The 11,070-nt window shown below is 51.6% G+C and carries 11 protein-coding genes and 1 tRNA gene; 5 read left to right on the forward strand and 7 right to left on the reverse strand.

From position 1 onward, the window contains the following. Window positions 1–60: 60 nt before the first annotated feature. From NCN04_RS03500 to NCN04_RS03510, 3 genes are read right to left on the reverse strand one after another with little or no spacing between them, the layout of a single operon-like run. Window positions 61–1,239, reverse strand: a complete 1,179-nt coding sequence (locus NCN04_RS03500; protein ID WP_250395191.1) for an ATP phosphoribosyltransferase regulatory subunit — start codon at window positions 1,237–1,239, stop codon at window positions 61–63. Between the two features lie 47 nt (window positions 1,240–1,286). After that, complete coding sequence (locus NCN04_RS03505) at window positions 1,287–2,153, reverse strand: inositol monophosphatase family protein (protein WP_250395192.1); 867 nt, start codon at window positions 2,151–2,153, stop codon at window positions 1,287–1,289. Beyond that, window positions 2,153–2,521 carry a 2Fe-2S iron-sulfur cluster-binding protein gene (locus tag NCN04_RS03510; protein ID WP_048346494.1) on the reverse strand — a complete coding sequence of 123 codons (369 nt, stop codon included), beginning with the start codon at window positions 2,519–2,521 and terminating at the stop codon, window positions 2,153–2,155. The genes NCN04_RS03505 and NCN04_RS03510 overlap by 1 nt, the downstream gene beginning before the upstream one ends. Window positions 2,522–2,567: 46 nt before the next feature. On the opposite strand from NCN04_RS03510, the gene NCN04_RS03515 reads away from it, so the two are divergent. Continuing rightward, window positions 2,568–2,654: transfer RNA gene (locus NCN04_RS03515), tRNA-Ser, on the forward strand. 301 nt (window positions 2,655–2,955) lie between these two features. Here the strand turns inward: NCN04_RS03515 and pstB are convergent. The 3 genes from pstB to pstC are packed head-to-tail and all read right to left on the reverse strand — an operon-like array spanning window position 2,956 to window position 5,685. Beyond that, complete coding sequence (gene pstB, locus NCN04_RS03520; RefSeq protein ID WP_250395193.1) at window positions 2,956–3,774, reverse strand: phosphate ABC transporter ATP-binding protein PstB; 819 nt, start codon at window positions 3,772–3,774, stop codon at window positions 2,956–2,958. Window positions 3,775–3,828: 54 nt separating this feature from the next. Beyond that, window positions 3,829–4,734: a phosphate ABC transporter permease PstA gene (pstA, locus tag NCN04_RS03525; protein WP_250395194.1), complete on the reverse strand. Its 906-nt coding sequence runs from the start codon at window positions 4,732–4,734 to the stop codon at window positions 3,829–3,831. A 3-nt stretch (window positions 4,735–4,737) separates the two neighbouring features. Next, a complete protein-coding gene (pstC, locus tag NCN04_RS03530) occupies window positions 4,738–5,685 on the reverse strand; it encodes a phosphate ABC transporter permease subunit PstC (protein ID WP_250395195.1) in 948 nt (315 codons plus the stop codon). Window positions 5,686–5,827: 142 nt separating this feature from the next. On the opposite strand from pstC, the gene dnaK reads away from it, so the two are divergent. Genes dnaK through murQ form a run of 4 tightly spaced genes read left to right on the forward strand, consistent with a single transcriptional unit; the run spans window position 5,828 to window position 10,125 of the window. Continuing rightward, window positions 5,828–7,822, forward strand: coding sequence for a molecular chaperone DnaK (dnaK, locus tag NCN04_RS03535; RefSeq protein ID WP_048346490.1), 1,995 nt, complete (start codon window positions 5,828–5,830; stop codon window positions 7,820–7,822). Further along, the gene (locus NCN04_RS03540; protein ID WP_048346489.1) at window positions 7,806–8,711 is read left to right on the forward strand and encodes a DnaJ domain-containing protein; all 906 of its coding nucleotides are present in this window, start codon (window positions 7,806–7,808) and stop codon (window positions 8,709–8,711) included. The genes dnaK and NCN04_RS03540 overlap by 17 nt, the downstream gene beginning before the upstream one ends. Window positions 8,712–8,755: 44 nt before the next feature. Beyond that, window positions 8,756–9,157 carry a DUF3110 domain-containing protein gene (locus NCN04_RS03545; RefSeq protein WP_048346488.1) on the forward strand — a complete coding sequence of 134 codons (402 nt, stop codon included), beginning with the start codon at window positions 8,756–8,758 and terminating at the stop codon, window positions 9,155–9,157. Then, window positions 9,154–10,125 (forward strand): N-acetylmuramic acid 6-phosphate etherase, encoded by a 972-nt coding sequence (murQ, locus tag NCN04_RS03550; RefSeq protein ID WP_048346487.1) that lies wholly within the window; start codon window positions 9,154–9,156, stop codon window positions 10,123–10,125. The genes NCN04_RS03545 and murQ overlap by 4 nt, the downstream gene beginning before the upstream one ends. Here murQ and mtnP read toward each other — a convergent pair. Beyond that, complete coding sequence (gene mtnP / locus NCN04_RS03555; RefSeq protein ID WP_048346486.1) at window positions 10,082–10,999, reverse strand: S-methyl-5'-thioadenosine phosphorylase; 918 nt, start codon at window positions 10,997–10,999, stop codon at window positions 10,082–10,084. The genes murQ and mtnP overlap by 44 nt on opposite strands. Between the last annotated feature and the right edge of the window lie 71 nt (window positions 11,000–11,070).

Raw genomic sequence — 11,070 nt, forward strand, 5'->3', positions numbered from 1 at the left:
CCTCGCAGATGTCAGTGACGATCGTGTGTGCCATAGCGATTGGTTCCTATCGAGGGCAATCTAATCAGAGAGCCAGTCCATGGTGTTGCATCCGGATGACTGGAGACGCCTCTCTGCTTCTTCACGGTTGTGACAAGACTTGAGATCACATTCGGCGATTTTCCCTTGAGCATGCCAACGCGTCTGTTTCACTAAAGCCTTTTCAAGGCTTGAATCATCACCCCAGCAAATTAAAATACGTGCTTCGGCTTTCGCAAATTCGGTGTTAGAGCCAGGAAGATCACGAATATCGTCGAGACAGAAACTAAATCCCACACCTCCAGCTTTCAACTCGCTTTCACCACATCGCTCTACCAAACCGTCGTAACGTCCTCCACGGGCAATCACCACTGGAGCTGAAACCCCCTGACAAACCAGTTGGAAAACAAAACCGTCGTAGAGCTGATGGTGAGGGTGAAAGGTGGGATCCAATTGAAGTGCGAGAGATTGTTGTTCAGCAAGTGGACTGAGATGCACAAACAATCGTGTCAGGTCAGTCAAAACAGGTTGCGAACCGAAACTTTCTTCCAACAGTTCAAGGGTGGTCATGGGTGTGCCGCGGCAGTCCAGAAGGTTCACCAGCCGTTGGAGATCTGAAGCTTCAAGTCCCATGGCTTCTAGACCGAGTCGGTCGTATTGGATTAAGCAGCTGCGGATTTCTTCCCGAAGCGGTTGCTGAAATGGGGCCAACACCAATTCCATCAATGACGTATGGCCAATCAGAAGTTGTGGCTGATGTTCCCCAAGCAGGGAGAGAGCATTCATAGCCTCTAAGAGCAGCGTCAGGAGTTCGAGTTCTGCTGCCAGATCTTTCACTCCGAAAAGCTCAACACCACTGTGCAGCTTCTCTTCAATACACAATCCCCCCTCTTCTGCTGCTCGGCATTCAAAAATGGTTCCGCAGGCACAAAGTCGTAGTGGCCGCGCTCGGTCTTTCAGTCTTGTACAAGCGGCTCTCGCAATCGAGGCTGTCATCTCGGGCCTGAGACCGAGCGGGTCATCAGCAACAAGTCGAACCACGTCATGGCTGGCAATGGCACCACCTGCCATGAGTGTGTCGAGCCTCTCCACCTGTGGTGGCGACACTTCGTCGTATCCCCAATGGCGATACACCGTCGCCAACTGGTCCCGCAAATACTGATTTTGTTGGACTTGCTTCGGATTCAGATCTCGAGCGCCCGTGGCGGGTTGCAGGGCCATCCAGCTAGTCAACAAATCACGAACAACAATCTTATGACTGCCGAACCTCAAGCTCCATAAAGCTTGGGTTCCAAAGCGGTCACGCTGGCCAATTCTTGTTTTAAAGGCAGGTGTAGCCCGGGTGAGGTCGCGAGAATCCTGCCTTGCTCTACATCAAATGGGGTGTCTTTGTAATCACCAACAGAACCACCCGCACAGGCCACCAACGCTGCACCAGCGGCGAGATCCCAGGGTGCCAAACCACGCTCCCAGTAGCCGTCTAATCGTCCAGTGGCAACGAAAGCAAGATCAACGGCAGCGGCTCCTCCCCGACGAACACCGCGACATCGATGGGTTAACCAACAAAACTCGGCGTAATTGTTATCGATCCGTTCGTGCCTGTCGTAGGCAAATCCCGTCACAAGAAGGCTGTCTTGCAATGAGCTGCAATCACTCACCTGAATGGGTGTGTCGTTCACAAAGCTTCCGATCTGAGGGGAACACCAATAGGTCTCGTTCAGAAAGGGCACTGCCACAGAACCCAGCAGTGGGGTCCCCTTCCAGATCAAACCCACTGAGGTAGCAAAGAACGGATACCCATGGGCAAAATTGGTCGTTCCATCGAGGGGATCGACACACCAACACAGGGAACTTGGGCTCCCGCTCGGGCCTGATTCTTCGGCAAGGATCGCAATCGAGGGAGTGTGTTCCCTCAGATAGTCGAGTACCACCTGTTCAGCGGCAAAATCGGCGTTTGTGACTAAGTCGCCAACACGGCCCTTGCTTTTGATACTGCTGAGGCGGCCGTAATGCTTCATCAGCACGGTCGCTCCGAGATTTGCAGCAGTTCGGGCTACCTCAGATAGCTTTCGCAGACTGGATTCGTCAAGTTGAGCATCGTAGGCAACTTGACGACAATCAAGTGCTGAAGACATCACTCCTCCTCCAGTGGAATGCCGTGGCGTATCCGCCCCCGACCGAAATGACGACCGAATTGAAGCTCATACACCTCATCTTCATCTTGTGTGACTGCTTCAAGAGGTCCCAGCGCTCTTGCAACACAAAGCAGTCCATAACCCTGTTGCCTGAGCTCCTTTGAGAGTCCCATGGCCTCTGCTTGATCGAGGCATCCCGCTTTGATTTTTACCGCGCAGGACGTACAGCAACCATTACGGCAGGAGAAAGGGAGTGGATCTCCCTGTTGCTCGAAGCTTTGGAGGATGTACTCCCCCTCTGGAACCTGATGGGTGATCGTTCGTCCAGCCTGTAGCCAGTGAATTGTGACTGTGTGATTTGGTCTCATATCAGGCCCTCAGGAAACGCCCTGCTACATTCTCACTTCAGCCACTGGAGAGGTGGCCGAGTGGTCGAAGGCGCAGCACTGGAAATGCTGTATAGGGGCAACTCTATCGAGGGTTCGAATCCCTCCCTCTCCGTTGAAGCTCATCCACCCCTTGCTTTGCGAGGGGTTTTTGATTGGACTCGAGTCAGCCATTGAAAGAGTCAACCATTGAAAGGGGGGCATCAGCGATCTGACATCCTTTGATCCAAACACATCAAGGAAGAACGACAGACGGAGCACTTTTAGCGAATGAAGCGGAATCAAAAAATCTCTTAGATGAACATCAAAGCTCATGAATGGGTGGAGAGCATCAAGGGCTCTTTGATGCATTCAATCAATTCAAGCGGAAATAGTCCTACAGGAGGTAAAGACAGAGGGTCGTCATACCGATTCAATCAGCCAAAACGACCAGAGACGTAATCCTTAGTAGCCTGCTGTGAGGGAGCATTGAAAATCTTATCTGTGTCATTAAATTCTACGAGATATCCCACTTTCCCTGATTCTCCGTCTATAGCCTCAGCATTAAAGAATGCTGTCATGTCACTGACACGTACAGCCTGCTGCATATTATGAGTCACGATTACGATCGTGAAATTATTTTTAAGCTCATGGATGGTTTCCTCAATCTTCAAGGTTGAGATCGGATCGAGTGCAGAACATGGTTCATCCATCAAGATCACTTCAGGCTCGATCGCTATGGTGCGTGCAATACAAAGACGTTGCTGTTGGCCACCGGAAAGGGAATTTCCACTCTCTTTAAGTTTGTCTTTGCATTCATCCCATATTGCTGCTTGACGTAGTGAGCGTTCAACCAATTCGTCCATATCGCCGTTATATCCATTAATGCGAGCACCGAAAGCAATATTTTCATAGATGCTCTTTGGGAAGGGATTGGGTTGTTGAAATACCATTCCAATGCGACGACGAACTTCGACCGGGTCAACTTCAGGAGCGTATAAATCCGCACCGTCAAAAAGTATTCTTCCTTTAAGAGTACAACCCTCAATCAAATCATTCATTCGATTAAGACCTCTTAGAAGTGTTGACTTGCCACAACCCGAGGGTCCAATAAAAGCCGTTACCTTGCCTCTTGGGATATCACAGAAAACATTTTTTAAGGCTTCAAATTCGCCATAACTAATTGTTGTATTTTGAATCGACAGGCAAGTATCGAGATTTGGTTCCTGCAACTCTGTAGATGAAAGGGCTGTCATGAGAGAAAAGTTCAGAACCGGAAATTGATTAATTGAAGCCTTTAATCATCGATATCACTTATTTGCCATCCTCGCAAACCAACGAGCGAGAAGATTGAGGGCGAATATGAACACAACGAGAAGAAAGGATGCTGACCAAGCGAGTTGGTTTTGCAGATCATAAGGCTGTGCAGCAAAATTATAAATTAAGACAGATAGAGTTGCAATAGGATCAAAGATGCCATTCGGCCAGAACGGAGAGAACAGAGCTGTAAAAATCAATGGTGCAGTTTCTCCAGCTGCTCTAGCGATCGACAACACCACCCCAGTTGCAATCGGAGTAAAAGCCTTAGGGAGCGTAATTTGACTGATGGTCACGAAACGAGATGCACCAACTCCATAAGCAGCACGTCGCAGGTCGTTGGAAACAAGTTTCAAGCCTTCATCTGTGGTCTTGACCACAGTGGGAAGCATCAAAACAGACAGAGCAGTTCCTCCCGCAACTGCGCTGAAGGTATGGCCAAAAAGGATTCGAGTAGAAACAATCACTCCATAAATGAAAACGCCAGCAATGATTGACGGAACACCGGCAAGAACATTCGTTCCAAATCGAATGAATTGTGAAAAGCCACGGCCAGTGGAATATTCGGCTAAGTAAATACCACCACCAACGCCGATGGGAATTGCAATCAAGGCGGCTATCGTTGTAACAACAATACTTCCAAGAATGGCATTACCAACTCCTCCACCTTGTCCGCCTGGAGGAGGCGGGAGTTGGGTAAAGAAATCAACATTAATCGTAGAAATACCTTTGATCAAAACATAAGCAAGAACCGCAATCAACGGCAAAACGCAAAGAAATGAAAACACACCGGCCAAAAATGATAAAAAACGACTACCAAGATTTCTCTTTAAAAAACCCTTATAGCTCAGGTCCGGAACTCGAGCTTCAGATCGAATAGTAGATGAGGAATAGTTCATTGATTAATACTTTAGACTGAGACGTTTTACAAGCCACTGAGCCAATATATTGACCAGCAAAGTAAGAATCATTAAAACAAATGCTGCATACATCAGTGAAGAGAGTTGGCCAACATCTGCCTCTCCAAACTGGTTGGCAAGCATGGCTGAAATCGTATTGCCTGGAGCGAGCAAGGACCAACTAAAGACATTTGAGTTTCCGATAATCATCGTGACCGCCATGGTTTCTCCCATTGCTCTCCCGAGGGCAAGCATCACTCCACCAACAATTCCTGATACAGCTGCAGGCAAAATGACATTCAGAATGGCTCCCCAGCGCGTCGCTCCAACTCCATAGGCAGCTTGGCGGAGTTGCATCGGCACTTGGTTTAATGAATCACGGGCTATGGCAGTGATGATCGGTAATATCATCACAACCAGAATCAAAATAGCTGGCGATATACCTGGTCCCAATGGTTCCGTACTAAAAAATGGTATCCATCCAAAATCCTCATAAAGAAACATGAGAAAAGGTCGAATAAATGGCTCTAAAATAAAGATTGCCCACAAACCTAAAACCACAGAGGGAATGGCAGCTAGCAGCTCTACCATCAAGCCAATAATATTTCTGATCTTCAGTGGAATGATGTCTTCTGTAATGAATATTGCAGTACCAACTCCTAAAGGAACAGCAATAACAAGTGCTAACAGAGAGGTCACAAGTGTTCCATAGATCGCCGTGAACGCTCCGTATTCATCATCAACAGGATTCCAATTGGACGTGACCAAAAATTTCAGTCCGTACCGCCCCATCGACTCCAATGATCCCCAAAACACCACCACAAGGATGGAGATGAGAATCAGCGCAACCATGGAGGCCATGACCACGACCAGCCTCTGAAAACTGCCATCCACAAACTTTTCTGCTGCTGGTCTGCTTCGCAGCAGGTATTGAGCCTTGAAATTGGTCACTCTGCTGGCAGACAGACTGTTAGACCGTAGCCCTACGCCTGCTGTTTGGAAGGTAAGGGAAAGAGCACCAAAGGATTCCAACGCATAGAAGCTTGGTGATTGGAGTTTGGCCCGTTAGCTTGGAGACACCAAATGCGCGGTTATGGGCCGGATCGTCGGAATCGACCTGGGAACCACGAACTCCGTAGTCGCCGTGCTTGAAGCGGGTCGACCGGTGGTGATTGCCAACGCGGAAGGAACTAGGACAACTCCATCGGTTGTGGGCTACACCAAAGAGGATGAGCTGCTGGTAGGCCAGCCCGCAAGGCGCCAGCTCGTCCTTAATCCTCGCAACACTTTTTCAAACCTCAAGCGCTTTGTAGGACGCGCTTGGGATGAGCTCGACGACAACACGCTCACCGTTCCCTACACCGTGAGTGCGAACAACCAGGGCAACGTTCGTGTGGCATGCCCTCAAACCGAACGTGAATATGCGCCTGAAGAGCTTGTCTCAAGCATCTTGCGCAAACTTGTTGATGACGCCAGTACCTATCTAGGCGAAACAGTTGATGCAGCCGTTCTCACGGTTCCGGCCTACTTCAATGATGCCCAGCGCCAGGCCACTCGAGACGCAGGACGTCTAGCTGGTTTGTCGATTGAGCGAATTCTCAATGAGCCCACGGCTGCAGCCCTTGCCTATGGCTTTGATCGAAGTGCTGTGCGTCGCGTTCTTGTCTTCGATCTTGGTGGAGGCACCTTTGACGTCTCACTCCTCCGGATTGCCAATGGTGTCTTCGATGTCAAGGCCACCAATGGCGACACCCAGCTGGGCGGTAATGACTTTGATCAACTCATCGTTGATTGGCTTGCTGAAGCCTTTCTCAAGCAACATCAAATTGATCTTCGCAGGGATCGCCAAGCGCTTCAACGTCTTACTGAAGCGGCTGAAAAAGCCAAACAAGAACTTTCAGGCATTTCCACAACACCCATTTCCCTCCCTTTTATCGCGACCGGTGAGGAAGGCCCCCTTCACATCGAGACCACCCTCGATCGCAAAACATTTGAAGGCCTGTGTCCTGATCTGCTTGATCGACTGCTGACCCCTGTTCAGGCTGCTCTTCGCGATTCAGGCTGGCTTGCAGAAGACATTGACGATGTTGTGCTTGTGGGTGGCAGCACCCGGATGCCCATGGTGATGCAGCTGGTGAGAACGTTGGTTCCTCATGACCCCTGTCAATCGGTCAATCCCGATGAGGTGGTTGCTGTAGGGGCAGCCGTTCAAGCCGGAATCATTACCGGTGAGCTGAGAGATCTTCTGCTCAATGACGTCACACCCCTGTCCCTTGGTTTGGAAACTGTGGGAGGCCTCATGAAGGTCTTGATTCCAAGGAATACACCCATTCCAGTCCGTCAATCCGACGTGTTCAGCACATCTGGTGCCAACCAATCATCCGTGGAAATTCACGTTTGGCAGGGTGAGCGACAAATGGCGCAAGACAACAAGTCCCTAGGCCGTTTCCGCTTATCAGGGATTCCTCCTGCGCCCCGTGGTGTCCCGCAAATTCAGGTCGCTTTTGACATTGATGCCAACGGAATCCTTCAGGTCAGCGCAACCGATCGCACGACGGGTCGAAAACAATCCGTCACGATCCAAGGTGGATCGAATCTCAACGAAGACGAATTACAAGCACTTTTAGCCGAAGCGGAAGCTCGCGCAGATGAAGACCGGCGTCGGCGTGCGGCGATTGAGCGGCGCAATTCAGCCCTCACTTTGGTGGCGCAAGCAGAGCGACGTCTGCGTGATGCCGCTCTAGAACTCGGTCCATATGGCGCTGAACGACAGCAGAGAGCCGTTGAAATGGCCATGCGAGATGTCCAAGATCTGCTTGAGCAAGATGATCCTCAGCAATTGGAGATGGGCGTCAGCGGCCTTCAGGAAGCTCTCTTCGGTTTAAACCGTCGCCTTTCTGCAGAACGAAGCAGCGATACGGGTCCGCTTCAAGGCATTCGAAGCACGCTGGGGACGTTGAAAGACGAACTCTTTGCAGACGACGATTGGGACGATGACCCCTGGTCCACAGGTAACAGTCGTTCCGACGAAAGAATCAGAAGTGGACGTCGAGGAATCGACCCCTGGGATGATGACTTCTATCGCTGAGCCCGATTATTGGGCCCTCCTTGGTCTCGATCCAGGAAGTGACGCAGACGCGCTGAAGAGGGCCTTCAGGCGTGAGGCAAGGCGTTGGCACCCCGATCTCAATGGGAACGATCGCCAAGCTGAAGAGCGCTTCAAACTCGTCAATGAGGCCTATGCCGTCCTCAGTGATCACGACAGGCGTGTCGCCTGGGAACAACGTCGCTCGGGTCGCAGTAACAGCAAAGATCCATTTGCTTCAGGGTTCCCTGATTTCGAGGAGTATCTCGCTGTTGTTCTGGGCATTGGTGATCCACCAGAGCCTGATCGAGCTGAACCCACTCACAAGGAGGATCAAGCGCAATCGGAGCACAGACCAACCCCATCTCCCCAACCGCCTCCGCCTGTTCGCTCACAAGACAATCTCGAAACGACAGTTGTCTTGACCCCCGACCAGGCCCTTCACGGAACAGCAGTGAATTTGGAGCTTTCCGATGGAACGGTGATCGAGGTGGAGACGCCTCCATTCGCTGGGGATGGCTGGCGCCTCCGTTTGGAGGGAGTGGCACCTGGCGGACGTGATCACTTTTTGCAGTTGCAAGTGGTGACCGCTGAGGGGCTACGCATTGATGGGTTGCGCGTGCTGTACCGCTTGGAACTGTTTCCTCCTGATGCCGCCCTTGGATGCGCGGTGGATGTTCCAACGCTGTCGGGATCCGTCACCCTTCAGGTGCCTCCAGGGTCATCGAGTGGTCGTTTGTTGCGATTACGCGAACGCGGCCTGGTCTGGAACGACCGACAAGGAGATCAACTGGTGGAAGTGGTCATCGTGATACCTGCCCATTTGAACGAAGACGAACAAGCCCTTTACCAGAGGCTTCAGGAACTGAGCTTGGACCAAGGGCGGATCTAATCCAGGTCTTTCGATGAGAGACTGAAAGGGACCTCAAACAGCTCATGCTCGTTCACGTCCTTCTTTACGACGCTGGTCAGGACAGTGAGGGCATCCATTCCCTGGAGTTGTCTGGGACAACGGTGGTTTTGATGTTTGAAAACTCCGACGACGCCGAACGGTATGCAGGCCTGTTAGAGGCCCAGGATTTCCCAACACCGACTGTGGAAGCTCTCGATCAACACGAGGTGGAGCTGTTCTGCACGGAGGCTGGGTATGAAGCGCGACTTGTCGAAACTGGTTTTGTCCCTAAAACAGATGATGAACGCTTGATGCTGGCCCCTCCCAGTTCCAATCGAGACGTCAGCAATTGGCAAACAGAAGATCAATCGGTCGATAGCGTTCAACCATCAAGCTCAAGCGATGGTCTGGATGATGTTCGCCGTCGTCTGGAGGATTTGCTGTGAATCCTTCTGAAAATCGGGGCTACCTCACTACAGAGCAGTCGAATCCGCGAAGCGCTGATTTGGACGTGTTGTCCACAGACGACCTGGTGAAATTGTTCATCGATGAAGATCGCAAACCTCAATTAGCTGTTGAAGGTGCCTCAGGCGCTCTCAGTGCTGCAATCGATGCTGTTGCATTGCGTTTAAGCAGAGGCGGTCGCCTTTTTTACATCGGAGCAGGAACCTCAGGCCGACTTGGTGTTTTGGATGCTGCTGAATGTCCCCCCACGTTTTGCAGCCCACCAGAATTGGTCCAGGGTGTTTTGGCCGGAGGTGCTCCTGCCCTTCTGCGCAGTTCAGAGGGACTTGAGGATCTAGAGACGGGGGGAGTAGACGACCTCAAAGGTCATCAATTCAGCGCAGACGATTGTTTGGTTGGCATTGCCGCTGGTGGCACCACTCCTTATGTACTCGGTGCCCTGCAATACGCCGTTGATTTGGATGCTTTGGCGATCGCGATGGCATGCGTGCCTGCAGAACAGGCACCCATGCCCTGTCACCTGGACGTCCGCTTGATCACAGGCCCAGAACTGCTGACTGGATCGACGCGTTTGAAGGCGGGAACAGCAACAAAAATGGCACTCAATATCCTTTCCACCGGGGTGATGGTGAAGTTGGGAAAGGTCTACGGGAACCGCATGGTTGATGTCTCTGCCAGCAACAGCAAGCTTGTCGACCGGTCTCTGAGGATCTTGACGGATCTTGCTGGCCTATCTCGCGAGCAAGGTCTTCCCCTGCTGACGGAAGCCCAGGGATCGGTCAAACGGGCTCTGGTGATGGCGGCTGGATCCATGGATCTTGAACAGGCCCATATCCTGCTGGCCAATCACGACGGCAACCTGCGCGCTGCTCTTGGTTCGATCGGAATCCACCTGAATGAACCCCTTAGTCGGCTGGAGCAGTCGCAGGCCCCCAATAGGAACTCGTAAATAAATCAAGGCGTTGGCGGATTGCCGCAGGAACGGCAGCTGGAGGAGTCATCAAGGCATCCTTAAGGGCGTGATGGGCTGGAGAAGAAGGACGTTCACGGCCTAGTTTCTCCATCAGAGCAAAGAGGATTGGCCCCGTGGCAGCGGCATTTGCTTGGAGGTTGCCAATGATCATTTCAACGGTCACAGCGTCGTGCTCGGTATGCCAACAATCAAAATCAGTCACCATGCTGAGGGAGGCATAGGCGATTTCAGCTTCTCTTGCTAATCGAGCTTCGGTGTGATTCGTCATGCCAATCACATCACAACCCCAGTTGCGATACAGCTCACTTTCAGCTCTTGTCGAGAATGCCGGACCTTCCATACACAGATAGGTGCCACCTCGATGCAGGCGATGCCCAGAAGGCATCTCGGCGGTAGCAGCAGAAGCAAGCAGATCACTCAATCGCTCACAAAACGGATCCGCCAAGCTGACATGGGCAACACAGCCACCACCAAAGAAGGACTGGGGCCTCTGCATCGTTCTGTCGATGAATTGATTGGGGACAACCATGTCGCGAGGGCGGAGATGTTCCTGAAGAGATCCAACAGCGGAAACCGAGATCAACCAGCGCACCCCTAAGGACCTCATGGCCCAAATATTGGCCTGATAGGGAACCTCACTAGGGAGTAGGTGATGCGAGCGTCCATGACGGGCAAGAAACACCACCTCAACGCCATTCAGTTGGCCGACACGCAAACAATCAGAGGGAGCGCCAAATGGAGTCTCCAGCGTGACCTCTTCTACGGATTCGAGGCCCTCGATCGAATACAAGCCACTACCACCGATCACACCAACGCGTGCGTCTTGGAGGGAGGAATGGAGTGTGGTCATTCTTTTAAAAAGGGCGCACTTTGACACTCATCTTGCCCGCTTGCCTAAGATTGGTTTTTGCTTTTGGTGCC

The organism is Synechococcus sp. MU1655, assembly GCF_023630655.1.
GTDB lineage: Bacteria > Cyanobacteriota > Cyanobacteriia > PCC-6307 > Cyanobiaceae > Synechococcus_C.

Excerpts from the sequence above, each read along its gene's own strand:
- pstA (WP_250395194.1), bottom strand. The coding sequence starts at position 4,734 with ATGAACTATTCCTCATCTACTATTCGATCTGAAGCTCGAGTTCCGGAC.
- mtnP (WP_048346486.1), bottom strand. The coding sequence starts at position 10,999 with ATGACCACACTCCATTCCTCCCTCCAAGACGCACGCGTTGGTGTGATC.
- NCN04_RS03500 (WP_250395191.1), bottom strand. The coding sequence starts at position 1,239 with ATGGCCCTGCAACCCGCCACGGGCGCTCGAGATCTGAATCCGAAGCAA.
- NCN04_RS03510 (WP_048346494.1), bottom strand. The coding sequence starts at position 2,521 with ATGAGACCAAATCACACAGTCACAATTCACTGGCTACAGGCTGGACGA.
- NCN04_RS03540 (WP_048346489.1), top strand. The coding sequence starts at position 7,806 with ATGACTTCTATCGCTGAGCCCGATTATTGGGCCCTCCTTGGTCTCGAT.
- dnaK (WP_048346490.1), top strand. The coding sequence starts at position 5,828 with ATGGGCCGGATCGTCGGAATCGACCTGGGAACCACGAACTCCGTAGTC.
- NCN04_RS03545 (WP_048346488.1), top strand. The coding sequence starts at position 8,756 with ATGCTCGTTCACGTCCTTCTTTACGACGCTGGTCAGGACAGTGAGGGC.
- NCN04_RS03505 (WP_250395192.1), bottom strand. The coding sequence starts at position 2,153 with ATGTCTTCAGCACTTGATTGTCGTCAAGTTGCCTACGATGCTCAACTT.
- pstB (WP_250395193.1), bottom strand. The coding sequence starts at position 3,774 with ATGACAGCCCTTTCATCTACAGAGTTGCAGGAACCAAATCTCGATACT.